Below are 24,225 nucleotides of genomic sequence, written 5' to 3' on the forward strand. Positions count from 1 at the left end.
TCTCCCAGGGTGGAGAAGGCCCCCCACATGACCGGAGCGAGCTATGTTCCCCGAACGCTTCACCTTCTCCATCGCTGATTGGGTCAATGGCTGGGTCGACAGCCTGGTGACCAACTACGGCGATGTATTTCGCCACATCTCCGACACCCTGCTCTGGGCCATCGTCTACCTGGAAGGCATCCTCCGCGCCACGCCCTGGTGGCTGGTGCTGATCGTGGTCGCCGGGATTTCCTGGCACGCCACCCGCCGTATCCTGCCGACGGTGGTGATCACCGGCCTGCTGTTCCTGGTGGGCGCCGTGGGGCTCTGGGACAAGCTGATGCAGACCGTCGCGCTGATGCTGGTGGCCACCTTCATCTCGGTGCTGATCGGCATTCCCCTGGGCATCCTCGCCGCCCGCAGCGACCGCCTCCGGGCCGTGCTGATGCCGCTGCTGGACATCATGCAGACCATGCCCAGCTTCGTGTACCTGATCCCGGTGCTGATGCTGTTCGGCCTGGGCAAGGTGCCGGCCATCTTCGCCACCGTGATCTACGCCGCGCCGCCGCTGATCCGCCTGACCGACCTGGGGATTCGCCAGGTTGACGGTGAAGTCATGGAAGCGATCAACGCCTTCGGCGCCAACCGCTGGCAGCAGCTGTTCGGCGTGCAGTTGCCGCTGGCCCTGCCGAGCATCATGGCGGGGATCAACCAGACCACCATGATGGCCCTGTCGATGGTGGTGATCGCCTCCATGATCGGCGCCCGTGGCCTTGGCGAGGACGTACTGGTGGGCATCCAGACCCTCAACGTCGGCAAGGGCCTCGAAGCGGGCCTGGCCATCGTCATCCTGGCCGTGGTCTTCGACCGCATCACCCAGGCTTACGGCCGTTCGCGGCACGCAGCCAGCAAATGAGTGGCGAGAACATGAGCAAGATTGTCGTCAAGAATGTATTCAAGATCTTCGGCCAGCGCGCCGACGAGGCCCTGGCGCTGATCCAGCAGGGCAAGAGCAAGGCCGACGTGCTGTCCAACACCGGTTGCGTGGTCGGGGTCAACGACCTGTCGCTGTCCATCGGCGCAGGGGAGATCTTCGTGATCATGGGCCTTTCCGGTTCCGGCAAGTCCACCCTGGTGCGCCACTTCAACCGCCTGATCGACCCCACCAGCGGGCAAATACTGGTCGATGGCGAGGACATCCTGCAGTACGACCTGGAAGAGCTACGCCAATTCCGCCGCAAGAAGATCAGCATGGTGTTCCAGAGCTTCGGCCTGCTGCCGCACAAGAACGTGCTGGACAACGTCGCCTATGGCCTCAAGGTACGCGGCGAAACCAAGGATTACTGCCTGGAGCGCGCCCAGCACTGGATCACCACCGTGGGCCTGAAAGGCTACGAGAAGTCCTACCCGCACCAGCTTTCCGGCGGCATGCGCCAGCGGGTCGGTCTGGCCCGGGCGTTGGCCTCGGACACCGACATCATCCTCATGGACGAAGCCTTCAGCGCCCTCGACCCGCTGATCCGCGCCGATATGCAGGAACAATTGCTGGAACTGCAGAAGACTCTGCAGAAGACCATCGTCTTTATCACCCATGACCTGGACGAGGCGGTACGCATCGGCAACCGCATCGCCATCCTCAAGGACGGCCAGCTGATCCAGGTCGGCACGCCGAAGGAAATCCTCCACCAGCCGGCGGACGACTACGTCGACCGCTTCGTCCAGCGCCGCGTGGCCAACCTGTAAGGAAATAGCGGATGTCCGTACCCGAGAAAGTCCTGCTGGGCGATTCGCCGCTGACCTGGCGCCAGGTGGTGGCGGTGGCCCGTCACGGCGCCCGCCTGGAGTTGACCCCGGCGGCCTGGGCGCGCATCGACAACGCCCGTGGCATCGTCGAGCGCATCGTCGAGCGGGGCGAGCGCGCCTATGGCATCAGTACCGGCCTCGGTGCCCTGAGCGAAGTGGTGCTGGACGCCGAGCAGTTCGCTGCGCTGTCGCGCAACACTCTGCTCAGCCACGCCTGCGGCGTTGGCCCGGTGCTGGCCGATGAACAGACCCGCGCCATCATCTGCTGTGCCATCGCCAACTACAGCCATGGCCGCTCCGGCCTGCAGCGGCAGGTGGTGGAAGGACTGCTGGCGCTGCTGGAGCGCGGTATCACCCCTCGCGTGCCATCCCAGGGCTCGGTGGGCTACCTGACCCACATGGCCCATGTCGGCATCACCCTGCTCGGCGTCGGCGAGGTCAGCTATCGCGGCCGCGTGGTGCCCGCCGCCGAGGCCCTGGCAGCCGAAGGCCTGGAACCGGTGCGCCTGGGTGCCAAGGACGGGCTCTGCCTGGTCAACGGCCTGCCCTGCATGACGGGCCTGACCTGCCTCGCGTTGGACGACGCCGAGCGCCTGATGCGTTGGGCGGACGTGATCGGCGCCATGAGCTTCGAGGCCCTGGGTGGGCAGATCGCCGCCTTCGACCCGGCGATCATCGCCCTCAAGCCGCACCCCGGCATGCAGGTGGTGGGCGCCAACCTGCTGTCCCTGCTGGCCGGTAGCGAGGTGGTCGCCGCCAGCCGCGGCATCCGCACCCAGGATGCCCTGAGCATCCGCTCCATCCCGCAGGTTCACGGCGCCTGCCGCGACCAGCTGGCTCACGCCGCGCGTCAGGTCGATACCGAGCTGGCCTCGGCCAACGACAACCCGCTGCTGCTGGGCACCCCGGACGACTACAGGGTGGTGTCCCAGGCCAACCCCCATGGCGAGTCGGTGGCCATGGCCGCAGACCTGTTGGTCATCGCCGTCGCCGAACTGGGCGGCATCGCCGAACGGCGCCTGGATCGCCTGGTCAACCCGCTGGTAAGCCGCCTGCCGGCCTTCCTGGTGAGCCAGCCCGGGGTCAATTCGGGGATGATGATCGCCCAGTACGTCGCCGCTGCCCTGGTCGGCGAGAACCGCCAACTGGCGCAGCCGGCCGTGGTGGACAACTTCGTGACCTCCGGCCTGCAGGAGGACCACCTGAGCATGGGCACCAGCGCGGCCCTCAAGCTGGGGCGGGCGGTGGAGAACTGCCGCCGCATCCTTGCCATCGAATACCTGCTGGCCGCCCAGGCCTTCGAATTCCACAAGCCCAGGAGCTTTGGGGCGGGTACCGGGGCTGCCTGGGAAACCCTGCGCGAGCAGGTCCCGGCCTATGACCAGGATCGCTGGCTAGCTCCGGACATCACCCGCGCCGCCGAACTGCTGCGGGACCGTACTGCGCTGGAGGGGATTGCCGCGCGCATTGGAGGATTGCAATGAAACACCTCTGGCATAACTGCCATGCCGCCACCATGCAGGGTGGCAAGTACTCGATCATCGAAGACGCGGTGCTGGTCACCTATGCTGGCCGCATCGAGTGGATCGGCCCGCGCGAGGCGCTGCCGTCCATTCCCTATGACGTCGAGGTCGACCTCGAAGGCGCCTGGCTCACCCCGGGGCTGGTCGATTGCCATACCCACCTGGTGTTCGGCGGCGACCGCAGCCGCGAGTTCGAACAGCGCCTGGAGGGCGTCAGCTACGCCGAGATCGCCGCCCAGGGCGGTGGTATCGCCAGCACCGTGCGCGCCACCCGCGAGGCCAGTGAGGACGAATTGCTGGAGAGCGCCACCCGCCGCGCCCGCCAATTGCTGCGCGACGGCGTCACCACCCTGGAAGTGAAGTCCGGCTACGGTCTGGATCTCGCCAGCGAACGCAAGATGCTGCGGGTCGCCCGGCGCCTGGGCGAGACCCTGCCGATCACGGTGCGCGCCACCTGCCTGGCGGCCCACGCCCTGCCGCCGGAGTACGCCGGCCGCGCCGACGACTACATCGCGCTCATCTGTGACAGCATCCTGCCGGCCCTGGCCAGCGAGGGACTGGTGGACGCGGTGGATGCCTTCTGCGAGCACCTGGCCTTCTCCCCCGAGCAAGTGGAGCGGGTATTCAAGGTGGCGAGGGAGCTGGGCCTGCCGGTGAAGCTGCATGCCGAGCAGCTCTCCTCCCTGCATGGCTCCAGCCTGGCCGCGCGCTACCAGGCGCTGTCGGCAGACCATCTGGAATACATGACCGAGGACGACGCCATCGCCATGGCCGCCGCCGGCACGGTCGCCGTGCTGCTGCCGGGTGCCTTCTACCTGCTGCGCGAGACCCAGCTGCCGCCCATCGAGGCGCTGCGCAAGCATGGCGTGGCCATGGCGGTGTCCACCGACCTCAACCCCGGCACTTCGCCTGCGCTGTCGCTGCGCATGATGCTGAACATGGCCTGCACCTCCTTCCGCCTGACCCCGGAAGAGGCGCTGGCCGGTGCCACCCTGCACGCCGCCAAGGCCCTGGGCCTGGCCGACAGCCATGGCAGCCTGGAAGTGGGCAAGGTGGCCGACTTCGTCGCCTGGGACATCCAGCGCCCGGCGGAGCTTGCCTACTGGCTGGGCGGCGACCTGCCCAAACGGGTGATTCGACACGGACAGGAGATCGACTGTGGATAACGTTCTGAGCTTCAGCCGCGGCAAGCTGCCGCTGCTGATCAGCATGCCGCACCCCGGCACCCGCCTGACCCCGGCGGTGGAAGCGGGCATGGTGGAGGCCGGCTGGGACCTCACCGATACCGACTGGCACATCCCGCGCCTCTACGACTTCGCCACGGACCTCGGCGCAAGCACCTTGGCCGCGCAGTATTCGCGCTACGTCATCGACCTGAATCGCCCGGCCGATGACAAGCCGCTCTACGCCACCGCCACCACGGGCCTCTACCCGGCCACCCTGTTCGACGGCGAGCCGCTCTATCGCGAGGGCGAGGAGCCGCCGGCGGCGGAGCGGGCGCGTTACCTGGCGGACATCTGGACGCCCTATCACCGGACCATCAATAACGAGCTGGCGCGGATGAAGGAGGAATTCGGCTATGCGCTGCTGTTCGACGCCCATTCCATCCGCTCCTTCATTCCGCGCCTGTTCGACGGCCGCCTGCCGGATTTCAACCTCGGCACCAACGCCGGTGCCAGCTGCGATCCGAGCCTGGCCGAGGCCCTGGTAGCGGTCTGCGCCAAGTCGACGGACTACAGCCATGTGCTCAATGGCCGCTTCAAGGGTGGCCATATCACCCGCCACTACGGCCAGCCGGACCAGCATATCCATGCCGTGCAGCTGGAGCTGGCGCAGTGCACCTACATGGATGAGCAACTGCCATTCGACTACCGCGAAGACCTGGCCGTGCCGACCCAGGCGGTCCTGCGCCGCTTGTTGCAGGCGATGCTGGAGTGGGGGCGCCAGCGTTACGGCAAGTGACTCTCGCTGTGAGGCAGCGGGTGCGGTCGGAGGTCAGAGCCCGCGCAGGAACTCCACCAGCAGTGCATTGACCTCCGCTGCGCGCTCCTGCTGCACCCAGTGGCCGGCGCCATCGAGCAGGTGGCAGCCCCGCAGTTGCGGCACGGTGCGCGGGAGGGCCTCGACCAGTTGGGGGATGCTCGGGAAACCCAGTACCGAGTCGCGGCTGCCGGCGACGAACAGGGCAGGCTGCCGGATCCGGCAGTCGCGCCAGGGAGCCATCAGCTCGCAGGAGAGTTTGAAGGTGCGGTACCAGTTCAGTCCGCCGCGAAAGCCGGTGCGGGTGAATTCGTCCGTGTAGTAGGCGATGTCCGCCTCGGTAAGCCAGGAGGGCAGTGCCGCGGGTTCCTGCATCGTGCCCAGGAAGCCCAGGCCAGGCGTGATCCGGCCGAACGCCGGCTCGCCTTGCCAGTCGCCGGAGCCGCAATGGAGGATTTTCCGGATGGATGAGCCGACGTCCCGCTCCAGTTCCGCTTCCGCCACACCCGGCGTCTGGAAGTACTGAACGTAGAAGTCGTCGATGCCCCAGGCTTCCAGGGCGCTCAGGGCATCCGTCGGGTCGGGCGGCGAGAAGGGTACGCTCATGCCGACCACCGCCCGGAACAGGTCGGGCCGCACCAGGGCGGCGTTCCAGGCCACCACGGCGCCCCAGTCATGGCCGACGATCACCGCCTGACTTTCCCCCAGGGCGTGGACCAGTTCCACCATGTCGCCGATCAGGTGCAGCCGGGTATAGGCCTCCACCGCCTGGGGCGCATCCGTGCCGCCATAACCCCGCATATCCGGGGCCGCCACGCGAAAGCCCGCGTCTGCCAGCGCACCCAGTTGGTGCCGCCAGGAGTACCAGAGCTCCGGAAAGCCATGGCAGAGCAGCACCAGGGGGCCTTCGCCCTGGAGCGCCACCCGCATCTGCAGGCCATTCATGACCAGGGTGTTCAGCTGCAAGTCGCGCACGATGTCGGCCTGCCGTCAGGCGATCCCGGCCATCAGCGCCGGCAGGCGTTCCGCCGCCCGTTGCCTGGCGCTGGCCAGTTCCTTGAGCAGTGCCTGGCGCTCCGTATCTTCCGGGCGGAGGTCGCGGATCATGGTGGTCAGCAGGTACAGGCGGGACCGGCCCAGCCACTGGCTGAGCTCCACGTTGTCACGCCAGCGCCGCACGTTCGCCAGGTAGATCGCCCAGATCCTCAGCCAGTCCTCCGGGACCTTGGGTATGGGAACCGGACGGCAGTAACCGTTCTTCTCGTCGCCATCGTCCAGGTGGCACTCGAGAAAGGCGATCAGGGCCGCGGAAAACACCGGCTGGTTGTTGCTGATCAGGGTCAGGTTGATCCTGTTGCCGTCGAACGCCGGCATCGCCTGCCACCCGGCAAGGCCGTCGGCGCTGCAGTCCACGAATAGTGCGCCGGCTGGCACCTCGACACTTCCCTGGTCGAGCAGGACCTTCCCGGCTTCGATCGCCCGCACACGGCCCAGCCGGACCTTGTGGCCGATGTCGCGCAGGGCGTGGAGTTCGGCCCGGGTGACAGTGGCGCCGCGATAGGCCGTCGGGGTGATGGATGGATCGATGCGCAGCAATTGGCCCGATCCTTCGAGTCGCTCGAACAGCTCCGCAAGCGAGCGGGCGGCGGCGATGGCCGAGTACTGCGCCGTGAAGCCGCGGATGCTCTGCTCGAAAAACTCGAGGCCGGGCTGCAGGGTGGCGCGATCCAGCAGCCAGGGGTCATTGGGGATGATCCAGTGGATCGACGCCGGCGCCACGCCGTTCTGCAGCAGCCACAGGCAGGTATCGATGGCGGTCTTGCCGGCCCCCACCACGACATAGGCCGGCCGAGGCTGGCGATTTCGCGGCAGTTCGTTCGGCGGCAGGCAGGTCACCCCAGGGGCGACCTGGTATTTCGGAGGATGAGTGGACGGCACCTGGGTCTGGCCGTGGGTGCCATCCACCAGCTTGCGCTTCACCCGCACCTGCCGCTCTTCGCCGCTGAGCAGGGATACGAAGCGATGGTCGGACGCGCGGTCGCCGGTGTAGTCGCACATGGGGAAGTAGCGCACGCGAGCCGATGGCAGGAATCGCTGGTGCATCACCTGCTCGTAGTAACTGAGGATTTCCGCACCGGAGGCCAGCTCGTACAGACCTTCGCCCAGCGCGGAGCCGTCTTTCCTGCCGCTGCCCAGTTCGCGGGAGTTCACCCCGTAGCAGGCGGACGGCTGGTGAAGGCGCACGAAGGAATAGGCATCGTTCCAGTGGCCGCCGGGTTGCCCATGCCGATCCACCATCAGCACAGTGGCGGTGTCGGACTCGCTGAGCAGGGTGTCGACGAAGGCCATTGCCGAAGCGCCGGCGCCAATCACCAGATAGTCGGTTTCCAGCAGGTCTGGGTCCATGGCGACCGTCCTCGCGAAGCTGAAAGGCCCAACTCCACAAGGCTAGCGCCGCGGGCCCGGCGCACCAGAACAAGAACTTATTGCCTCGATAGCCAACGGCTCTATAGCCGGAACGCTTCAGGCCGCAAAGGCAAGGGGCGTCTACCGCTGCAACCCGAGATGGCGGATCACCACCACCTCGGCCGCCACCCGAGCCCAGACGTCATCCAGCAGTTCAGCCGGGTAGAAGGGCAGGGCGGCCAGTTCGTCGCGGCCGACCCAGGCCAGTTCGCGGATTTCGAACTCGTCCCCGCCCAGGCCGTTCAGGTTGGCCAGGCTGAGCTCGCCACGCCAGGCGTCGATCCGATAGAACAGCTCCATGTGGAAACGGCCCATGGCCGGCTCGGCGAACTCGCGGACGTAGACCAGGGGGCCGACCTCCACGTCCAGCCCGGTCTCTTCCATGAACTCGCGACGCACCGTGTCGCGGGTCGACTCGTCGCTCTGCGACTCGAAGCCGCCGCCCGGCGGAATCCAGTAGGTGTCGTCGCCCACCACATGCTTGACCAGCAGGATGCGCCCGTCCCGCACCAGGAGGCCGGCGGCGCGGATGCGGTGAATCAGCGGCGCGATCATTGCCAGTCCAGCCTTGCGAGCTTCCACTCGCCATCGTCCAGCCACCACTCCAGTTTCACGCCATAGTGGCGGGCGCTGTCGGGGATCAGGCCCTCGGCGCCGGCGAGGGCGACCTGGGCCTCGGTGTAGCCTTTCTCCCGGTAGGTCGGGTCCAGCCGGCTGGCCTTGGCCAGGGCGAGCACGCTGACGTTCTTGTGGCGCATGAACAGCAGGGTCATGGTGCGCCGCGCCCAGTCGCGGTCGTTCTGCCGCTGGGCGACGAACTGCGGATGCAACTGCTCCAGCACGGCGCTGGTCCGCTTCGCTTCGAGGTTGTCCTGCAATCGCTGCACCGCCGCATCCAGCTCCGCAGCCGGGTCGCTTCGGCCACAACCGGCTAGCATTGCCAGAACGCAGAGCGTCGGCAGCGCGAACTTCCCGAGTAGCATGCTGAACTCCTTTTTCCTCGTTATGATGCCCGGCAGATTAGAAGGCCGGGCTCGTCCAGGGGTCGACCTTTCGTACAGTTTAGGGAGCCCAGCATGCAGACTTTGTATCCGGAGATAAAACCCCATGCCCGGCATGAGCTGGCGGTGGACGCGCCGCACGTGCTCTACGTGGATGAAAGCGGCACGCCAGACGGCCTGCCGGTGGTGTTCATCCACGGCGGCCCAGGGGCCGGCTGCGATGCCATGAGTCGGCGCTTCTTCGACCCCAACCTGTACCGTATCGTCACCTTCGACCAGCGCGGCTGTGGCCGCTCCACACCCCACGCGAGCCTGGAAAAGAACACCACCTGGGACCTGGTGGCCGACCTCGAGCGCATCCGCGAGCACCTGGGGATCGAGAAGTGGGTGCTGTTCGGCGGCTCCTGGGGCTCCACCCTGTCCCTGGCTTACGCCCAGACCCATCCCGAGCGGGTGCTCGGCCTGATCCTCAGGGGCATCTTCCTGTGCCGTCCGCAAGACTTCCACTGGTTCTACCAGGAAGGCTGCAGCCGCATGTTCCCGGACTACTGGGCGGACTACCTGGCGCCCATCCCGGCGGAGGAGCACGGCAACCTGATGCAGGCCTACCACAAGCGCCTGACCGGGCCGGACCAGATCGCCCAGATGCACGCCGCCAAGGCCTGGTCCACCTGGGAAGGCCGCACCGCCACCCTGCGCCCCAGCGCGCCGGTGGTGGAGCGCTTCAGCGAGCCGATGCGTGCCTTGTCCATCGCCCGCATCGAGTGCCACTACTTCGTCAACAACGCCTTCCTCGAGCCCGACCAGTTGCTCCGCGACATGCCGCGCGTCGCCCACCTCCCGGGCGTCATCGTGCATGGCCGCTACGACGCCATCTGTCCGCTGGACAACGCCTGGGCGCTGCACAAGGCCTGGCCCAACAGCGAGTTGCAGATCGTCCGTGACGCCGGCCACGCCGCCTCCGAGGCCGGCATCACCGACGCCCTGGTCCGCGCGACCAACCAGATGGCCCGTCGTCTGCTGGACATGCCGCCGGAAGAGGACGCCTGATGAAGGCACTGCTGCAGCGGGTCAGCGCGGCCCGCGTCGAGGTGGACGGCGAAGTGGTCGGCGCCATCGACCAGGGCCTGCTGGTGCTGGTGGGGGTAGAGCCCCAGGACACCGAGGCCAGCGCCGACAAGCTGTTGCACAAGCTGGTCAACTACCGGGTCTTCGCCGATGCCGAGGGCAAGATGAACCTGTCCCTGGGCGCGGTCGGCGGTGGCCTGCTGCTGGTCTCCCAGTTCACCCTGGCTGCCGACACCAACAGCGGCCTGCGCCCGAGCTTCTCCACGGCGGCTCCGCCGGCCCGGGGCGAGGCGCTGTTCGACTACCTGGTACGCCAGGCCCGCCTCAAGCACCCGCAAGTGGCCACCGGCCGCTTCGGCGCCAACATGCAGGTGCACCTGGTCAACGACGGGCCGGTCACCTTCCTGCTCGAAAGCTGAACTGCCCGATATCTGCCTTTTTACGACTCGCCATCCAGGAAGATGACGGTTAGCATGCGCGCCATGCCCCGTCATCCGTGGGCTTGAAGAAGAACAACGAGCTGCCCCATTAGGAGAAAGAATGAAAAAGTTTCTCGCGTCACTGCTGTTCTCGGCCTGCGCCCTGACCGGGCTGGCCCACGCCGGTATGGTCGATGACGCCGTCAAGCGCGGCACCCTGCGCGTCGGCATGGACCCGACCTACATGCCCTTCGAGATGACCAACAAGCGCGGCGAGATCATCGGTTTCGAAGTGGACGTGCTGAAGGCCATGGCCAAGTCCATGGGCGTCAAGCTGGAACTGGTGTCCACCAGCTACGACGGCATCATCCCGGCGCTGCTGACCGACAAGTTCGACATGATCGGCTCCGGCATGACCCTGACCCAGGAGCGCAACCTGCGCATCAACTTCTCCGAGCCCTTCATCGTGGTCGGCCAGACCCTGCTGGTCCGCAAGGAGCTGCAAGGCGAGATCAAGTCCTACAAGGACCTGAACGATGCCAAGTACCGCATCACCTCGAAGATCGGCACCACCGGCGAAATGGTCGCCAAGAAGCTGATCGCCAAGGCCCAGTACCACGGCTTCGACAACGAGCAGGAAGCGGTGATGGACGTGGTCAACGGCAAGGCCGATGCCTTCATCTACGACGCACCCTACAACGTGGTGGCGGTGAACAAGGCCGGTGCCGGCAAGCTGGTGTTCCTGGAGCAGCCCTTCACCTACGAGCCCCTGGCCTTCGGCCTGAAGAAGGGCGACTACGACAGCCTCAACTGGATCAACAACTACCTGCACCAGATCAAGCAGGACGGCAGCTACGATCGCATCCACGCCAAGTGGTTCAAGAAGACCGACTGGCTGAAAGAGATGGAATAAGCCCGGCGGCCCCCAAGGCCCATGCTGGCTTCGACAGGCCCGGCCCACAAGGCCGGGCCTGCCTTTTGTCCCCCGCCATGAGCGAGATTTCCCGTGACTAGAAAACATCGCCGCACCTGGCCCTGGCACATCCTGACCGGTCTGATCCTGGTCATGATTGGCTGGGGCCTCTGGTACTCCACTTCGCTGATTTCCTATGAATGGCGCTGGAACCGTGTGCCCCAGTACTTCGCGTACCAGGCCGAGGAAGGCCAGCGCGCCGCCGACTACGGCACCGTCACCGCCATTGCCGATGCCGGCGACAGGGCCCGCGTGACGCTGACCGCCGAGGGCGGTGCGGAGCAAGTGCTGGAAGTGGCCCGTGACAGCCTCCAGGTGAGCCAGGGCGACGATGTTTCCGAGGGCGACCTGGTCGGTGTCACCCGCCACTGGACCGCCGGCCCGCTGCTCTGGGGCCTCTGGACGACCCTGTGGATATCCCTGGCGTCCGGCGCCGTGGGCCTGGTGATCGGCCTGTTCACCGGCCTCTGCCGCCTGTCGAGCAATTCCACCCTGCGCGACCTGTCCACCGTCTATGTCGAACTGGTGCGCGGCACGCCGTTGCTCGTGCAGATCTTCATCTTCTACTTCTTCATCGGCACGGTGCTGGACCTCTCCCGCGAGTTCGCCGGGGTGGCGGCGCTGGCGCTGTTCACCGGCGCCTACGTGGGCGAGATTGTCCGCGCCGGCGTGCAGTCCGTTGCCCGTGGCCAGAACGAGGCGGCGCGCTCCCTGGGCCTGACCGCCGGCCAGTCCATGCGCCACGTGATCCTGCCCCAGGCCTTCAAGCGCGTGCTGCCGCCGCTGGCCGGGCAGTTCATCAGCCTGGTCAAGGACACCTCGCTGGTCTCGGTGATCGCCATCACCGAACTGACCAAGAGCGGACGCGAAGCGATCACCACCTCCTTCTCCACCTTCGAGATCTGGTTCTGCGTCGCCGCGCTCTACCTCGTCATCAACCTGCCGCTGTCGCAAATCGCCAGCCGTCTGGAGCGGAGGCTCGGGAAAAGTGATTGAAGTCCGTAACCTGGTGAAAGTCTTCGAAGCCCGCGGCCATGAAGTGCGCGCCGTGGATAACGTCACGACTTCGGTCAAGCGTGGTGAAGTGGTGGTGGTGATCGGCCCGTCGGGCTCCGGCAAGTCCACCTTCCTGCGCTGCCTGAACGGCCTGGAGGAGCTGGATTCGGGCTCGGTGAGCATCGACGGCGTCGACCTCGCCGACCCGAAGACCGACGTGAACGCCTACCGCCGCGAGGTGGGCATGGTGTTCCAGCACTTCAACCTGTTCCCGCACATGACGGTGCTGGAGAACCTGTGCCTGGCGCAGAAGATCGTGCGCAAGCGCGGCAAGGCCGAGCGCGAGGCCAAGGCCCAGGCGCTGCTGGCCAAGGTCGGTATCGCGCAGAAGGCCAACGAGTACCCCTCGCGCCTCTCCGGTGGCCAGCAGCAGCGCGTGGCCATCGCCCGCGCCCTGTGCATGGAGCCCAAGGTGATGCTGTTCGACGAGCCCACTTCGGCGCTGGACCCGGAAATGGTGGGCGAGGTGCTGGATGTGATGAAGCAGCTGGCCCAGGAAGGCATGACCATGGTCTGCGTGACCCACGAGATGGGTTTTGCCCGCGAAGTGGCCGACCGGGTGCTGTTCTTCGACCACGGCAAGCTGCTGGAAGACGCGCCCCCCACGCAGTTCTTCGCCCAGCCCCAGGACCCGCGCGCGCAGAGCTTCCTGCGGCAGGTGCTCTGATCGGGATTCTTTGGGCCGCTTCGCGGCCCTTGGCGAATGAATTCGCCCCTACAGGTCGGAGGTGGGCTGGGAGTCACCCCTCTCCCTTCAGGGAGGTGGGCTGGGGGTGAGGGCGGTTGAGCGCCGGCTCGGACTATCCTGCCGGCCTTCTTTATGGGTATCGCTCCGCTCCACCCATCCTACGGGGTTTTTCACGGATGAATTTTCCGGTCAATGCAGCGGCCTGGCCTGCTGCAGTTCGTTCTCCTCCAGCCAGTCCTGGGCCAGCTCGCGCAGACGGGCGGCCTCGAAGGCGTGCCAGGCTTCCAGCAGCACGGGATATTCCATCAGCACATGGCGGAACGTACGCGCCGGTTTGCGCCCCGCCAGGGCCTGTTCCAGGGCAGCGTAGGCATGGGGATGGACCACTTCGACGAGGAATTCCTGCATCAGCGCAAGCTCATCGCCCTGGCCCAGGGGCTCCACCAGCAGGAAGCGCTCGGGCTCCTCGCGCAGCAGGGTCTCCAGTTCGGGGTCGGCGTCTTCTTCGGGGATCAGCAGCACCTTGCCGCTGAGCAGGTCCAGGTAGTGGTCGAGCCCTTCGGTATTGAGGGCGAAGGCGATCTGGTCGAGGTCGATGGTCAGCGGGCGCATGGGGAGTCTCGATGACTAAGGATGCTGCCAGCCTACGCCAGCCTTTCGCTTCAGAACAGCCGGGCGAGCAGGGCCGTGACCGCCGTTTCAACGCGCAGGATGCGTTCGCCCAGTTGCACCGGGTGCAGGCCGGCTTCCCGTAGCTTTTCCACTTCGTAAGGAATCCAGCCGCCTTCCGGGCCGATGGCCAGGGTGATCGGTTCAGCTACCGCGCGGGGGCAGGGCGGGTGATCGCCGGGGTGGCCCACCAGGCCCAGGGTGCCGGTGGCGATCTGCGGCAGGCGGTCCTCGACGAAGTGTTTGAAGCGCTTCTCGATGACCACCTCGGGCAGCACGGTGTCCCGTGCCTGTTCCAGGCCCAGGATCAACTGTTCGCGGATGGCCGCGTGCTCGAGGAAGGGGGTCTGCCAGAAGCTCTTTTCCACCCGGTAGCTGTTCAGCAGCACCAGGCGCGGCACGCCCATGGCGGCGACCGTCTGCAGCACGCGACGGAGCATTTTCGGTCGTGGCAGGGCGAGCAGCAGGGTGATGGGCAGCTTGGCCGGCGGCGGCTGGTCGAAACTGACCTCCAGCTCGGCGCTATCGGCTTCCAGGCTCAGCAGGCGGCCTTGTCCCATGAGCCCACCGAGGCGGCCGACCCGCAGGCTGTCGCCTGCCTTGGCGCGGTGGACTTCATGCAGGTGCTTCAGGCGCCGGCCTTCCAGGCGCGCCCGGTCCGCCGCGACGAAGTCGGCGTCTTCGAGAAGGAGCAGGTTCACGGGCGGGTGGCGGGCGGCTGGTCGCCGGGTTCGTCGGGATTGTCGTCCGGGTGCTCGCCACGCTTGCGGATCAGGCCGCCACAGAACACGCCGACCTCGAACAGCAGCCACATGGGCACGGCCAGCAGGGTCTGGGAGAAGATGTCCGGCGGGGTCAGGACCATGCCCACGACGAAGCAGCCGATGACCACGTAGGGGCGGATACGCTTGAGGTACTCGACGTCCACCACGCCTATCCAGATCAGCAGCACCACGGCCACGGGGATCTCGAAGGCTACGCCGAAGGCGAAGAACAGCGTCATCACGAAGTCGAGGTAGCTGCTGATGTCGGTCATCATCGCCACCCCTTCGGGGGTTACGCTGGCGAAGAAGTGGAAGATCAGCGGGAACACCAGGAAGTAGGCGAAGGCCATGCCGCCGTAGAACAGCACGATGCTCGACACCAGCAGCGGCAGGGCGATGCGCTTCTCGTGCTTGTACAGGCCGGGGGCGATGAAGCCCCAGACCTGGTGCAGGATCACCGGCATGGCGAGGAACAGCGCCACCACCATGGTCAGCTTGAACGGGGTGAGGAAGGGCGAGGCCACGTCGGTGGCGATCATGGTGGCGCCTTCCGGCAGGTACTGGCGCAGCGGCGCCGAGACCAGGGTGTAGATCTTCTGGGCGAAGTAGAACAGGCCGGCGAAGATCACGAAGATCGCCGCCACGCAGCGCAACAGGCGCGTACGCAGTTCGGTGAGGTGCGAGACCAGGGGCATTTCCTGGTCCTGTTCCGGTTTCTGGTCGCTCATGGGATGCGGGACGGCTGTTGCGGTTCGACGGGGGCCTGGGGCGACGCGGGGGCTGCCGGGTTGCTCGCCGCGGGGGCGGGCGACTGGGCCGCTGCGGGCTGCTGCCCGGGCTGGGTGGCCTGGCTGGGCGCATCGGTGGCCGGCGCGCTCGCAGCGGAGGCTGGTGCCACGGCGGGCGGCGCCATCGGCGCGCTTTCAGGCGCGGGCGCGGGCGTTTCGGCAGCCGGAGGCACGATGCTCTCCTTGATCTGCTTTTCCAGCGCCATGATGTGTTCGTTATGCAACTGGCGACGGATCTCGTCGGCGCCTATTTCGCGCTCGACCTCGGTCTTGATCGCATTGAAGCTGCGCTTGAGGCGGCCGATCCACAGGCCGGCGGTGCGCGCCGCGCCAGGCAGCCGCTCGGGCCCGAGCACCAGCAGTGCAATCAGGCCGATCAGCAGCAGTTCACCGAAGCTGATACCGAACATGGGGCATCAGTCCTTGCGGGTCACCGGGTCCTGCACTTTCTGCGCCTGGCCCTCGATGGTCTGGGTCTGGTTCAGGGGGGTGGCGCCGGGCTGCTGGGCGCTGTTCTGCTCGGGGGCCTTGTCGTTGCCTTCCTCGGTGTTCATGGCCTTGCGGAAGCCCTTGATGGCGTCGCCGACGTCGGAGCCGAGGGTTTTCAGGCGCTTGGTGCCGAAGACCAGCACGACGACGATGAGAATGACCAGCCAGTGTTTCCAGTCGAAGATGCCCATGGTGTGTTCCTCTTGATTGTCTTTGTCAGGCGGAGGGCTGGCGGGCGGCCTTCTCGGCGTGCCCGGACAGGCCGAAACGACGGTCCAGTTCATCGAGCACGGCCTGCGGGTGCTGGCCGAGCGCGGCGAGCATGACCAGGCTGTGGAACCAGAGGTCGGCGGTTTCGTAGATCAGGTCGCTGGCATCGCCGCTGGTGGCGGCGTCCTTGGCGGCAAGGATGGTTTCCACCGCCTCTTCGCCGACCTTCTCCAGGATCTTGTTCAGGCCCTTGTGGTACAGGCTGGCGACGTAGGAGCTGTCGGGCGCGGCATTCTTGCGCTCCTCCAGCACCTCGGCCAGGCGGGCGAGGGTATCACTCATGGCTGTGTCCTGCGGCATAAATGGCGTGCGGGTCCTTGAGCACGGGATCGACGGTCTTCCAGCCGCCGTCTTCGAAGACGCGGTAGAAGCAGCTTTCGCGTCCAGTATGGCAGGCGATGCCGCCCAACTGTTCGACCTGCAGGATGACGACGTCGGCGTCGCAGTCCAGGCGCAGTTCGTGGAGGCGCTGCACGTGGCCGGACTCCTCGCCCTTGCGCCACAGCTTGCCACGGGAGCGTGACCAGTAGATGGCGCGGTTCTCGGCGACGGTGAGGGCAAGGGCTTCGCGGTTCATCCAGGCCATCATCAGCACCCGGCCCGTCTTGTGGTCCTGGGCGATCGCCGGCACCAGGCCTTCGGCATTCCAGTTGATCTCTTCCAGCCAGTCTTTCATCGTCTCTTCCACAGCGGGGCTGGCAATTTACGGCCAGCGCTCAGATCGAAATAGTGTGCCAGCGAGACTCCAGGCTGGCTATCGGCGCAACACCAGATAGAGACCACCGGCCAGCATCAGCCAGCTCGGCCAGGTTTCGGCGGTGGGCGCCAGGCCCTGGGTGGCGGCACCGGCGACCAGCAGGGCGCCGAGCAGACGCGCAGGCCACTGGCTTTCGGCCCGTTGCTCGGCTTGCTGCGGGACGACGGCGGGTTGCGCCAGGCGTTCCAGGGTGTCGCGGGCTATCTGCGACAGATGCGGCACCTGCTCGGCCTGTTGCTGCAGGTTGCGCAGTAGTTGCAGGGGGCTGACGCGCTCGCGCATCCAGCGCTCGAGGAAGGGCTGGGCGGTGCTCCAGAGGTCCAGGTCGGGGTAGAGCTGGCGGCCGAGGCCTTCGATGTTCAGCAGGGTCTTCTGCAGCAGCACCAGTTGCGGCTGGACTTCCATGTTGAAGCGGCGTGCGGTCTGGAACAGGCGCAGCAGCAGCTGGCCGAAGGAAATGTCCTTCAGCGGCTTCTCGAAGATGGGCTCGCAGACGGTGCGGATGGCCGCTTCGAAGTCGTTGACCTTGGTTTCCGGCGGCACCCAGCCCGAATCGATGTGCAGCTGCGCCACGCGACGGTAGTCGCGCTTGAAGAAGGCGATCAGGTTGCGCGCCAGGTAGTCCTGGTCCTCGGGGGTGAGGCTGCCGATGATGCCGCAGTCGATGGCGATGTACTGCGGGTTCCAGGGCTGGCGGGTGGCGACGAAGATGTTGCCCGGGTGCATGTCGGCATGGAAGAAGCTGTCGCGGAACACCTGGGTGAAGAAGATCTCCACGCCGCGCTCGGCCAGCAGTTTCATGTCGGTGCGCTGGTCGGCGAGGGTGGTCAGGTCGGTCACCGGGATGCCGTAGATGCGCTCCATCACCAGCACCTTGGGGCGGCACCAGTCCCAGTAGACCTGGGGCACGTAGAGCAGCGGCGAACCGTCGAAATTGCGCTTGAGCTGGCTGGCGTTGGCCGCCTCGCGCAGCAGGTCGAGTTCGTCGTAGATGGTCTTCTCGTAGTCGTCCACCACCTCCACCGGGCGCAGGCGGCGGGCGTCGGCGGATACGCGCTCGGCCAGGCGGGCGAGGGTGAACAGCCAGGCCAGATCCTGGCGGATGATCGGCCGCAGGTTGGGGCGGATCACCTTGACCACCACTTCCTCGCCGGTCTTCAGCTGGGCGGCGTGCACCTGGGCCACCGAGGCCGAGGCGAGCGGTTCGACGTCGAAACGGGCGAAGACCTCGCTGACCTTGGCGCCGAGCTGTTCCTCGATGCGCGCCACGGCCTTCTCCGGGGCGAAGGGCGGTACCCGGTCCTGCAGGCGCGCGAGCTCGTCGGCGATGTCCGGCGGCATCAGGTCCCGACGGGTGGAGAGCAGTTGGCCGAACTTGATGAAGATCGGCCCCAGGTCGACCAGGGCCAGGCGCAGGCGCTCGCCGCGGGACAGGGTCAGTTCCCGGCGCGGCAGCCAGCGCCAGGGCAGTGCGTAGCTCAGCGCACGCAGCCACCAGGGCAGCGGCAGCTCGAGCAGCAGGTCATCGAGGCGGTAGCGGATGACGACCTGCTGGATGCGCAGCAGGCGGCGGGCGGCGAGCAGCTTCATGCGTTGGGCTTGATTCTCGGTTTCAGGCGCTCGACGCGGGCCTCGAGGCGATCGAGGGCGAGCTTGAGGCGGTCCAGTTCGGCGAAGCGCGCGTCGGCTTCACGGCGGCCCACCAGGGTGCGCGACTCTTCGGACAGGTAGTCGGCGAGGTTCTGCCGCAGGCTGTCCAGGCCTTGCCCGGCCCAGCCGGCACGGCTGCGCAGGTGGCCAGCGAGCAGGTGGGTGCCCACCGGGCCGAGCCAGCGCGACAGTTCGTACTCCCAGTCCAGCTCGAGGTCCTGGAGGATGGCGGCCAGCTCCAGCAACACGGCGCTGTCGCCTTCCAGGGTGACTTCCGGGCTGTGCAGCACGGCGGACTTCTCCCGCGTGGTGGCCAGTTTCAGCAGGCTGCTGGGCGGCGCGCTCAGGCGGCAGTCGGCGGTAGCGGACCAGTGGGCGGAAAGCTTCAGGCCATCTCCGCCGGGGAGCAGGAACAGGGTCAGCGCCGGGTTCTGGCAGTCGACTTCGATGACCCTGCCTTCCAGGGCCGCCATGCGCGGCAGCGCAGTGCTGTCCAGGGACAGCACCCGGTTGAGACCGAACTCGATGCCGGCGAGCAGCGCCTGGGTCAGCATCAGGGCTTGATGCCGCGGTGCAGGGCGACGATGCCGCCGGTCATGTTGTGGTAGGTGACGCGCTCGAATCCGGCCGCGGCCATCATCGCCTTGAGCGTCTCCTGGTCCGGGTGCATGCGGATCGACTCGGCCAGGTAGCGGTAGCTCTCGGAATCGTTGGTGATCAGTTTGCCCATCAGCGGCAGCAGGCTGAAGGAGTAGGCGTCATAGGCCTTGGACAGCAGGCCGCTGGTGGGTTTGGAGAACTCCAGCACCAGCAGGCGACCACCCGGCTTGAGCACACGCAGCATGGAGCGCAGGGCGTCTTCCTTGTGGGTGACGTTGCGCAGGCCGAAGGCGATGGTGACCACGTCGAAGTGGTTGTCGGGGAAGGGCAGCTTCTCGGCGTCGGCCTGAACGAAGCTGACGTTGCCGGCAACGCCGCTATCCAGCAGCTTGTCGCGACCGACCTTGAGCATGGAGGCGTTGATGTCCGCCAGCACCACTTCGCCGGTCACGCCCACCAGGCGCGAGAACTGGCGGGTGAGATCGCCGGTGCCGCCAGCGATATCCAGCACCCGGTTGCCCGGACGCACGCCGGACAGCTCGATGGTAAAGCGCTTCCACAAGCGGTGGACGCCGCCGGACATCAGGTCGTTCATCAGGTCGTACTTGGCCGCTACCGAGTGGAATACCTCGGCGACCTTGTCGGCCTTCTGGCTCTCGGGGACCTGCTGGTAACCGAAGTGGGTCGTGGGTTCGGCGTCGTTGCCTTTGCGCGGGTCGTTCATGTCGCTGCCACCGGAATTGAATGGCGGCCATTCTAATGCCGGCGCCCGGCTTTGTCTTGGCGGCGGAGGGCGCGGGGTGCGACCAGCGCCCGCGGGGGCTGGTATATTCGCGCGACCAAAGGTCGCAGCAGGAGCAGTCCATCCATGTCCCGTATCCATGTCGAACGTTCGCACGCCCTGAGCCACGAAGCTGTGCGTGAGAAGGCCGAGAAGCTGGCCGAGCGCCTGGCGCGCGAGTACGACGTGCGCTACCAGTGGCGCGGCGACACCCTGGAATTCAGGCGCAGCGGTGCCGATGGCCAGATCGAGGTGGGCGCCGACAAGGTGCGCGTGGAGGTCAAGCTGGGCCTGCTGCTGTCGGCCATGGGCGGCATGATCAAGCGCGAGATCGAGAAGGCACTGGACGAGTACCTGGTGTGATTCGGGGCCAGGCTCGCCGGGAATGATACCTGTGTAGGTTGGCGCTGAGCTTGCGAAGCCCAACATTTCCGATGCGCCTGCCCTTGTTGGGCCTCGCTGCGCTCGGCACCAACCTACGGTCCGAGCGTGACCGCCCCATCGCTAGTATGCCGTTTCTAATTTTCCTCGCTACCTTGCGCTTAAGCCCTGAAAAAGGGCGAGTCATTTACCCTTCCGCGTGAGGTGCATCATGGCCAAGGCAGTCGTCAAGAAGAAAGTCGAGAAAGTAGAAAGCAAGTCCACCGTCATCGCTGACGTCAAACTCTATGCCCGCAAGATCTGGCTGGCAGGCCTGGGCGCCTACGCCAAGGCCGGCGCCGAGGGCGTCGACTACTTCAAGGAGCTGGTGAAGGCTGGCGAAGGCGTCGAGAAGCAGGGCAAGAAGCTGGTGGATGAGCAGGTCGAGGCCGCCAACACCCAGTTCGACAGCGTGAAGAGCAGCGTCACTGGCGTGAAGGAAAAGGTCGAGCTGCAAATCGACAAGATCGAGAAGGCCTTCGACAACCGTGTGGCCAGCGCCCTGAACCGCATCGGTATTCCCTCCCGGCAGGATGTTGAGGCACTCTCTGCTAAGCTTGATGAGCTGAGCGCGTTGCTCGAGCACGTCGCGCGAACCAAATAAGGAGAGCAGGATGGCTGGCAAGAAGAAAACCGATAAAGACACCAACTCCTGGATCGGCGAGATCGAGAAATACTCGCGCCAGATCTGGCTGGCTGGCTTGGGGGCCTACTCGAAGATCAGCAACGACGGCTCCAAGCTGTTCGACACGCTGGTGAAGGATGGCGAGAAGGCCGAGAAGCAGGCCAAGACCGAAGTGGACAAGCAGGTCGAGGCGGTCAAGTCGCGAGTCGACTCCCGTGTCGGCTCGGCCAAGTCCAAGGTCGAAGAGGTCAAGGGCAAGGCGATCGGCAAGTGGGGCGAGCTGGAAGAGGCGTTCGACAAACGCCTGAACAGCGCCATTTCCCGTCTCGGCGTGCCCAGCCGCAGTGAAGTGAAGGACCTGCAAGGCAAGGTCGATTCCCTGACCAAGCAGATCGAGAAACTCACCGGTGTATCGGCCAAGTCGGTCAAGCCTGCGGCCAAGGCTGCCGCCAAACCGGCTGCCAAGGCCGCTGCGAAGCCAGCTGCGAAACCCGCCGCCAAGGTTGCGGCTGCCAAGCCGGCGGCCAAGGCTGCTGCTGCCAAGCCCGCCGCTGCGAAAGCGGCCGCGAAGCCGGCTGCCAAGCCCGCTGCGAAAGCTGCTGCGAAACCGGCTGCCAAGCCTCCCGCTGCTGCCAAGCCCGCTGCGAAGGCCGCCGCCAAACCGGCCGCCAAGCCCGCTGCAGCGAAGCCTGCTGCCGAAGCCAAACCGGCGGCTGCGAAACCCGCCGCTGCGAAGAAACCTGCAGCGAAAAAGCCCGCCGCACCCAAGGCCGCCAAGCCCGCTGCACCGGCTGCGAGCTCGGCTCCGGCAGCCACTCCGGCCGCCAGTGCCGCTCCGGCTCCGAGCGTTGCGCCGGCCGCACCGGCCGCTTCGGCCCCGGCTGCGACACCGGTTACGCCGCCGTCCAGCCAGTCCTGAGCTGTATCGGTATGACCCAGACGCCCGGCTTTGCCGGGCGTTTGCATTTCAGGCGTCCCGATAACGCCTGGCCAAACTCTCCGCAGCATGCCGGGAGCTGGGGCGCAGGTGCGGCGCGACCAGCATCATCACCTGATAGACGACCAGGCGGATTTCGCCGCCGCTGCCCAGCACCCGCTGGTAGTCGAGGGAGAACAGCAGGGTCAGGGTGATCTGCTCCACCAGTTGGCCGAGGGATTCGGTATCGCTGACCAGCTGGCGCTCGGTCTTGAGCCGGGCCAGCAGGGCGGCCAGGGTGCGCTTGAGGTGATTGAGCCATTGGCGTATGCCGCGGGCCAGCTTCGGCAGGCGCCCGGCGAGGTTCGACAGGTCCTGGAAGAGGAAGCGGTACTGGGCCAGGCGCTCGACGATCAGGTGCAGGAACAGCCAGTAGTCTTCGGCATCCAGTCGCGCCTCGGCCGGCGGGTCGAGCAGGGGTGCGAGTTCTTCCTGGAAGCGCTCGAACAGCACCATCACCAGCGGCTCCTTGCCGTGGAAGTGGTAGTAGAGATTGCCGGGGCTGATGCCCAGCTCAGTGGCGATCTCCAGCGTAGTGACGTTGGGTTCGCCATTGCGATTGAACAGCTCGAGGGCGCATTCGAGGATGCGGTCGCGGGTCTTCATCCAGGTGTCTTGTCAGGCATTGCGTAGCAGGTCGGAAAGCCGGTCGGGACCTTGCCCGACCGGCTCGTGGAGGTTTCAGCGCACGTGCACATAGGTTCCAGGCGCGGCTTCCATCGGCGGATAGTCCTGGTTGCCCAGGGCCATGATGGTTTCCCGCTGCTCGCCGGAACGCTCCTGGACCCAGCCCAGCCACTGCGACCACCAGCTGCCTTGCACATGCTTGGCATCGTAGTACCAGGCACGCGGGTCGGAACTGAGCTTGGCGTTCTCGTAGTAGTTGGCCTTGGGGTTGCCCGGCGGGTTGAGGATGCTCTGGATATGCCCGCTGTTGGACAGCACGAAGCGGCTGTCGCCACCCAGCAGCAGGGCGGAGCGGTAGACGGCGTCCCAGGGCGTGATGTGGTCGTTGATGCCGGCCACGCTGAAGCTGTCCACCGTGACCTTCTGCAGGTCGATGGGGGTGCCGCAGATTTCCAGGCCGCCGCTGCGGCTCAACGGGTTGTGCTTGAAGAAGTCCAGCATGTCGCCGTGCAGCGCGGCGGGCAGGCGGGTGTTGTCGTTGTTCCAGTAGAGGATGTCGAAGGCCGGGGGCTCGCGGCCGAGCAGGTAGTTGTTGACGAAGTAGTTCCACACCAGGTCGTTGGGGCGCATCCAGGCGAAGACCTTGGCCATGGCCTTGCCTTCCAGCACACCGGCCTGGTAGGAGCGGCGCTTGGCGGCCTCCAGGGTCTGCTCGTCGGCGAACAGCGCGGCGGGGCTGTCCACCTGGCTGTCGAGGAGGCTGACCAGGTAGGTGGCGCTGCTGACCTTGCGTAGCTGCCGGCGCGCCTGCAGGTGGCCCTGCAGTGCGGCGTTGGTGAGGCCCCCGGCGCAGGCGCCGACCAGGTTGACTTCCTTGCTGCCGGTGATGGCGCGGCAGACCTCGAAGGCTTCCTCCAGGGCCTGCACGTAGGTGGAGAGGCCCCACTCGCGGTGGCGCGCATCGGGGTTGCGCCAACTCACCATGAACACCTGCAGGCCGCCTTTCAGCGCGTACTGGACGAAGCTCTTGTCCTGGCTGAGGTCGAATATGTAGTACTTGTTGATCTGCGGCGGCACCACCAGCAGCGGGCGCAGGTACTGCTTCTCGCTCATCGGCTTGTACTGGATCAGCTCCAGCAGCTCGTTGCGGAAGACCACTGCACCGGGGGTGGTGGCCAGGTTGCGGCCGATCTCGAAGGCGTGCTTGCTGACCTGGCTGGGCATGCCGTCGTTGTGCAGCAGGTCGTCCACCAGGTGGCCGAGGCCCTTGATCAGGCTCAGCCCGCCGGTGTTGAACAGTTCCTTCACCGCCAGCGGGTTGAGCAGGCTGTTGGTGGGGGAGAGGGCGTCGCTCAGCTGGGCCAGGACGAAGCGCGCGCGGGCGCGGTCATCGTCGCTGAGGTCGCTCTCGTCGATCCAGGCACTGAGCTGCCGCTGCCAGGCGAGGTAGACCTGCAGGCCACGGCGATAGAAGGGGTTGTGTTGCCAGGAGGGGTCGGCGAAGCGGCTGTCCTGCGGGTTGGGCTGGTGCAGGGTATCGCCCAGCAGGACGCGGCCGACCTGCCCGCTGAAGGCGATCATGTGTCGCGCACTGTGCACGGGGTGCCGCAGTCCTTGCAGCGCCAGGTTGCGTACCGTGGACAACAGATCCTTGCCGCGCAATCCGACGATGGCGCTTTGCGCGTTCATGAAGGCCGCAGGTGTCGGCAAGGTGCCCGGGATTTGTTTTTCTCGCATGGGGGCAACGCTCCGTATTCGGTCCGTGGTTCAGGAGGTCTACAGCAAGGGTTGTACCATCAGGAGCCCGAAGTGCATTCCAGACTATCGCGGGCAAAATTCAAGTTGATGACAGC

29 protein-coding genes are annotated in these 24,225 nt (G+C 66.3%); 13 read left to right on the top strand and 16 right to left on the bottom strand.

The window, feature by feature from the left end:
- The first annotated feature begins 43 nt into the window (after positions 1–43).
- Genes ACFW0H_RS07820 through hutG form a run of 5 tightly spaced genes read left to right on the top strand, consistent with a single transcriptional unit; the run spans position 44 to position 5,267 of the window.
- A complete protein-coding gene (locus ACFW0H_RS07820) occupies positions 44–895 on the top strand; it encodes an ABC transporter permease (protein ID WP_422913328.1) in 852 nt (283 codons plus the stop codon).
- Positions 892–1,722, top strand: coding sequence for a quaternary amine ABC transporter ATP-binding protein (locus ACFW0H_RS07825; RefSeq protein ID WP_422913329.1), 831 nt, complete (start codon positions 892–894; stop codon positions 1,720–1,722). The genes ACFW0H_RS07820 and ACFW0H_RS07825 overlap by 4 nt, the downstream gene beginning before the upstream one ends.
- Positions 1,723–1,733: 11 nt before the next feature.
- Positions 1,734–3,266, top strand: coding sequence for a histidine ammonia-lyase (hutH, locus tag ACFW0H_RS07830; RefSeq protein WP_422913330.1), 1,533 nt, complete (start codon positions 1,734–1,736; stop codon positions 3,264–3,266).
- Positions 3,263–4,471, top strand: coding sequence for an imidazolonepropionase (gene hutI / locus ACFW0H_RS07835; protein WP_422913331.1), 1,209 nt, complete (start codon positions 3,263–3,265; stop codon positions 4,469–4,471). Before hutH ends, hutI begins: the two co-directional genes overlap by 4 nt.
- A complete protein-coding gene (gene hutG / locus ACFW0H_RS07840) occupies positions 4,464–5,267 on the top strand; it encodes an N-formylglutamate deformylase (protein ID WP_422913332.1) in 804 nt (267 codons plus the stop codon). Before hutI ends, hutG begins: the two co-directional genes overlap by 8 nt.
- Positions 5,268–5,300: 33 nt before the next feature.
- Here the strand turns inward: hutG and ACFW0H_RS07845 are convergent, their stop codons facing one another.
- The 4 genes from ACFW0H_RS07845 to ACFW0H_RS07860 form a co-directional block, all read right to left on the bottom strand.
- Entirely contained in the window at positions 5,301–6,260 is a 960-nt protein-coding gene (locus ACFW0H_RS07845; RefSeq protein WP_422913333.1) for an alpha/beta fold hydrolase, read from the bottom strand.
- Positions 6,261–6,275: 15 nt separating this feature from the next.
- On the bottom strand, positions 6,276–7,691 hold the full coding sequence (locus ACFW0H_RS07850; RefSeq protein WP_422913334.1) for an NAD(P)/FAD-dependent oxidoreductase: 1,416 nt from the start codon (positions 7,689–7,691) through the stop codon (positions 6,276–6,278).
- A gap of 141 nt (positions 7,692–7,832) precedes the next feature.
- Complete coding sequence (locus ACFW0H_RS07855; RefSeq protein WP_422913335.1) at positions 7,833–8,306, bottom strand: NUDIX domain-containing protein; 474 nt, start codon at positions 8,304–8,306, stop codon at positions 7,833–7,835.
- Positions 8,303–8,734 carry a hypothetical protein gene (locus ACFW0H_RS07860; RefSeq protein WP_422913336.1) on the bottom strand — a complete coding sequence of 144 codons (432 nt, stop codon included), beginning with the start codon at positions 8,732–8,734 and terminating at the stop codon, positions 8,303–8,305. Before ACFW0H_RS07860 ends, ACFW0H_RS07855 begins: the two co-directional genes overlap by 4 nt.
- Positions 8,735–8,827: 93 nt before the next feature.
- Between ACFW0H_RS07860 and pip the strand changes: the two genes are divergently transcribed.
- The 5 genes from pip to ACFW0H_RS07885 all read left to right on the top strand — a co-directional run bounded on the left by pip (position 8,828) and on the right by ACFW0H_RS07885 (position 12,935).
- The gene (gene pip / locus ACFW0H_RS07865) at positions 8,828–9,802 is read left to right on the top strand and encodes a prolyl aminopeptidase (protein ID WP_422913337.1); all 975 of its coding nucleotides are present in this window, start codon (positions 8,828–8,830) and stop codon (positions 9,800–9,802) included.
- Positions 9,802–10,239: a D-aminoacyl-tRNA deacylase gene (dtd, locus tag ACFW0H_RS07870; protein WP_422913338.1), complete on the top strand. Its 438-nt coding sequence runs from the start codon at positions 9,802–9,804 to the stop codon at positions 10,237–10,239. The genes pip and dtd overlap by 1 nt, the downstream gene beginning before the upstream one ends.
- A gap of 121 nt (positions 10,240–10,360) precedes the next feature.
- Entirely contained in the window at positions 10,361–11,152 is a 792-nt protein-coding gene (locus ACFW0H_RS07875) for a transporter substrate-binding domain-containing protein (protein WP_422913339.1), read from the top strand.
- Between the two features lie 93 nt (positions 11,153–11,245).
- Positions 11,246–12,208 (top strand): amino acid ABC transporter permease, encoded by a 963-nt coding sequence (locus ACFW0H_RS07880; RefSeq protein ID WP_422913340.1) that lies wholly within the window; start codon positions 11,246–11,248, stop codon positions 12,206–12,208.
- A complete protein-coding gene (locus ACFW0H_RS07885; RefSeq protein ID WP_422913341.1) occupies positions 12,201–12,935 on the top strand; it encodes an amino acid ABC transporter ATP-binding protein in 735 nt (244 codons plus the stop codon). The genes ACFW0H_RS07880 and ACFW0H_RS07885 overlap by 8 nt, the downstream gene beginning before the upstream one ends.
- A gap of 210 nt (positions 12,936–13,145) precedes the next feature.
- On the opposite strand, the gene ACFW0H_RS07890 is transcribed toward ACFW0H_RS07885, so the two are convergent.
- The 10 genes from ACFW0H_RS07890 to ubiE all read right to left on the bottom strand — a co-directional run bounded on the left by ACFW0H_RS07890 (position 13,146) and on the right by ubiE (position 19,667).
- Positions 13,146–13,568, bottom strand: coding sequence for a UPF0158 family protein (locus ACFW0H_RS07890; protein ID WP_422913342.1), 423 nt, complete (start codon positions 13,566–13,568; stop codon positions 13,146–13,148).
- 50 nt (positions 13,569–13,618) lie between these two features.
- Entirely contained in the window at positions 13,619–14,326 is a 708-nt protein-coding gene (locus ACFW0H_RS07895; protein ID WP_422913343.1) for a 16S rRNA (uracil(1498)-N(3))-methyltransferase, read from the bottom strand.
- Positions 14,323–15,117, bottom strand: coding sequence for a twin-arginine translocase subunit TatC (gene tatC / locus ACFW0H_RS07900; RefSeq protein WP_422913344.1), 795 nt, complete (start codon positions 15,115–15,117; stop codon positions 14,323–14,325). The genes ACFW0H_RS07895 and tatC overlap by 4 nt, the downstream gene beginning before the upstream one ends.
- A complete protein-coding gene (gene tatB, locus ACFW0H_RS07905) occupies positions 15,114–15,587 on the bottom strand; it encodes a Sec-independent protein translocase protein TatB (RefSeq protein WP_422913345.1) in 474 nt (157 codons plus the stop codon). Before tatB ends, tatC begins: the two co-directional genes overlap by 4 nt.
- A gap of 6 nt (positions 15,588–15,593) precedes the next feature.
- On the bottom strand, positions 15,594–15,857 hold the full coding sequence (locus tag ACFW0H_RS07910) for a twin-arginine translocase TatA/TatE family subunit (protein WP_422913346.1): 264 nt from the start codon (positions 15,855–15,857) through the stop codon (positions 15,594–15,596).
- A gap of 25 nt (positions 15,858–15,882) precedes the next feature.
- Positions 15,883–16,218, bottom strand: coding sequence for a phosphoribosyl-ATP diphosphatase (locus tag ACFW0H_RS07915; RefSeq protein ID WP_377690924.1), 336 nt, complete (start codon positions 16,216–16,218; stop codon positions 15,883–15,885).
- Positions 16,211–16,612 (bottom strand): phosphoribosyl-AMP cyclohydrolase, encoded by a 402-nt coding sequence (hisI, locus tag ACFW0H_RS07920; protein ID WP_422913347.1) that lies wholly within the window; start codon positions 16,610–16,612, stop codon positions 16,211–16,213. The genes ACFW0H_RS07915 and hisI overlap by 8 nt, the downstream gene beginning before the upstream one ends.
- 78 nt (positions 16,613–16,690) lie before the next feature.
- On the bottom strand, positions 16,691–18,283 hold the full coding sequence (gene ubiB, locus ACFW0H_RS07925; RefSeq protein WP_422913348.1) for a ubiquinone biosynthesis regulatory protein kinase UbiB: 1,593 nt from the start codon (positions 18,281–18,283) through the stop codon (positions 16,691–16,693).
- On the bottom strand, positions 18,280–18,897 hold the full coding sequence (locus tag ACFW0H_RS07930; RefSeq protein WP_422913349.1) for a ubiquinone biosynthesis accessory factor UbiJ: 618 nt from the start codon (positions 18,895–18,897) through the stop codon (positions 18,280–18,282). Before ACFW0H_RS07930 ends, ubiB begins: the two co-directional genes overlap by 4 nt.
- Positions 18,897–19,667 (bottom strand): bifunctional demethylmenaquinone methyltransferase/2-methoxy-6-polyprenyl-1,4-benzoquinol methylase UbiE, encoded by a 771-nt coding sequence (gene ubiE / locus ACFW0H_RS07935; protein ID WP_422913350.1) that lies wholly within the window; start codon positions 19,665–19,667, stop codon positions 18,897–18,899. Before ubiE ends, ACFW0H_RS07930 begins: the two co-directional genes overlap by 1 nt.
- 144 nt (positions 19,668–19,811) lie before the next feature.
- Between ubiE and ACFW0H_RS07940 the strand changes: the two genes are divergently transcribed.
- The 3 genes from ACFW0H_RS07940 to ACFW0H_RS07950 all read left to right on the top strand — a co-directional run bounded on the left by ACFW0H_RS07940 (position 19,812) and on the right by ACFW0H_RS07950 (position 21,688).
- The gene (locus ACFW0H_RS07940) at positions 19,812–20,087 is read left to right on the top strand and encodes a polyhydroxyalkanoic acid system family protein (protein WP_422913351.1); all 276 of its coding nucleotides are present in this window, start codon (positions 19,812–19,814) and stop codon (positions 20,085–20,087) included.
- Between the two features lie 229 nt (positions 20,088–20,316).
- Positions 20,317–20,748: a phasin family protein gene (locus ACFW0H_RS07945; RefSeq protein WP_422913352.1), complete on the top strand. Its 432-nt coding sequence runs from the start codon at positions 20,317–20,319 to the stop codon at positions 20,746–20,748.
- A gap of 10 nt (positions 20,749–20,758) precedes the next feature.
- Complete coding sequence (locus ACFW0H_RS07950; protein WP_422913353.1) at positions 20,759–21,688, top strand: phasin family protein; 930 nt, start codon at positions 20,759–20,761, stop codon at positions 21,686–21,688.
- Between the two features lie 48 nt (positions 21,689–21,736).
- Here ACFW0H_RS07950 and ACFW0H_RS07955 read toward each other — a convergent pair whose 3' ends face one another.
- Together ACFW0H_RS07955 and phaC are read right to left on the bottom strand one after the other, a co-directional pair.
- The gene (locus ACFW0H_RS07955; protein ID WP_422913354.1) at positions 21,737–22,351 is read right to left on the bottom strand and encodes a TetR/AcrR family transcriptional regulator; all 615 of its coding nucleotides are present in this window, start codon (positions 22,349–22,351) and stop codon (positions 21,737–21,739) included.
- A 75-nt stretch (positions 22,352–22,426) separates the two neighbouring features.
- Complete coding sequence (gene phaC / locus ACFW0H_RS07960; RefSeq protein ID WP_422913355.1) at positions 22,427–24,109, bottom strand: class II poly(R)-hydroxyalkanoic acid synthase; 1,683 nt, start codon at positions 24,107–24,109, stop codon at positions 22,427–22,429.
- Positions 24,110–24,225 lie beyond the last annotated feature (116 nt).

The organism is Metapseudomonas cellulosilytica, from assembly GCF_049334135.1.
Classification (GTDB): Bacteria; Pseudomonadota; Gammaproteobacteria; order Pseudomonadales; family Pseudomonadaceae; genus Metapseudomonas.

Excerpts from the sequence above, each read along its gene's own strand:
- ACFW0H_RS07820 (WP_422913328.1), top strand. The coding sequence starts at position 44 with ATGTTCCCCGAACGCTTCACCTTCTCCATCGCTGATTGGGTCAATGGC.
- ACFW0H_RS07825 (WP_422913329.1), top strand. The coding sequence starts at position 892 with ATGAGTGGCGAGAACATGAGCAAGATTGTCGTCAAGAATGTATTCAAG.
- hutH (WP_422913330.1), top strand. The coding sequence starts at position 1,734 with ATGTCCGTACCCGAGAAAGTCCTGCTGGGCGATTCGCCGCTGACCTGG.
- hutI (WP_422913331.1), top strand. The coding sequence starts at position 3,263 with ATGAAACACCTCTGGCATAACTGCCATGCCGCCACCATGCAGGGTGGC.
- ACFW0H_RS07850 (WP_422913334.1), bottom strand. The coding sequence starts at position 7,691 with ATGGACCCAGACCTGCTGGAAACCGACTATCTGGTGATTGGCGCCGGC.
- ACFW0H_RS07855 (WP_422913335.1), bottom strand. The coding sequence starts at position 8,306 with ATGATCGCGCCGCTGATTCACCGCATCCGCGCCGCCGGCCTCCTGGTG.
- ACFW0H_RS07860 (WP_422913336.1), bottom strand. The coding sequence starts at position 8,734 with ATGCTACTCGGGAAGTTCGCGCTGCCGACGCTCTGCGTTCTGGCAATG.
- pip (WP_422913337.1), top strand. The coding sequence starts at position 8,828 with ATGCAGACTTTGTATCCGGAGATAAAACCCCATGCCCGGCATGAGCTG.
- dtd (WP_422913338.1), top strand. The coding sequence starts at position 9,802 with ATGAAGGCACTGCTGCAGCGGGTCAGCGCGGCCCGCGTCGAGGTGGAC.
- ACFW0H_RS07875 (WP_422913339.1), top strand. The coding sequence starts at position 10,361 with ATGAAAAAGTTTCTCGCGTCACTGCTGTTCTCGGCCTGCGCCCTGACC.
- ACFW0H_RS07890 (WP_422913342.1), bottom strand. The coding sequence starts at position 13,568 with ATGCGCCCGCTGACCATCGACCTCGACCAGATCGCCTTCGCCCTCAAT.
- tatC (WP_422913344.1), bottom strand. The coding sequence starts at position 15,117 with ATGAGCGACCAGAAACCGGAACAGGACCAGGAAATGCCCCTGGTCTCG.
- tatB (WP_422913345.1), bottom strand. The coding sequence starts at position 15,587 with ATGTTCGGTATCAGCTTCGGTGAACTGCTGCTGATCGGCCTGATTGCA.
- ACFW0H_RS07910 (WP_422913346.1), bottom strand. The coding sequence starts at position 15,857 with ATGGGCATCTTCGACTGGAAACACTGGCTGGTCATTCTCATCGTCGTC.
- ACFW0H_RS07915 (WP_377690924.1), bottom strand. The coding sequence starts at position 16,218 with ATGAGTGATACCCTCGCCCGCCTGGCCGAGGTGCTGGAGGAGCGCAAG.
- hisI (WP_422913347.1), bottom strand. The coding sequence starts at position 16,612 with ATGAAAGACTGGCTGGAAGAGATCAACTGGAATGCCGAAGGCCTGGTG.
- ubiB (WP_422913348.1), bottom strand. The coding sequence starts at position 18,283 with ATGAAGCTGCTCGCCGCCCGCCGCCTGCTGCGCATCCAGCAGGTCGTC.
- ACFW0H_RS07930 (WP_422913349.1), bottom strand. The coding sequence starts at position 18,897 with ATGCTGACCCAGGCGCTGCTCGCCGGCATCGAGTTCGGTCTCAACCGG.
- ubiE (WP_422913350.1), bottom strand. The coding sequence starts at position 19,667 with ATGAACGACCCGCGCAAAGGCAACGACGCCGAACCCACGACCCACTTC.
- ACFW0H_RS07940 (WP_422913351.1), top strand. The coding sequence starts at position 19,812 with ATGTCCCGTATCCATGTCGAACGTTCGCACGCCCTGAGCCACGAAGCT.
- ACFW0H_RS07945 (WP_422913352.1), top strand. The coding sequence starts at position 20,317 with ATGGCCAAGGCAGTCGTCAAGAAGAAAGTCGAGAAAGTAGAAAGCAAG.
- ACFW0H_RS07950 (WP_422913353.1), top strand. The coding sequence starts at position 20,759 with ATGGCTGGCAAGAAGAAAACCGATAAAGACACCAACTCCTGGATCGGC.
- ACFW0H_RS07955 (WP_422913354.1), bottom strand. The coding sequence starts at position 22,351 with ATGAAGACCCGCGACCGCATCCTCGAATGCGCCCTCGAGCTGTTCAAT.
- phaC (WP_422913355.1), bottom strand. The coding sequence starts at position 24,109 with ATGCGAGAAAAACAAATCCCGGGCACCTTGCCGACACCTGCGGCCTTC.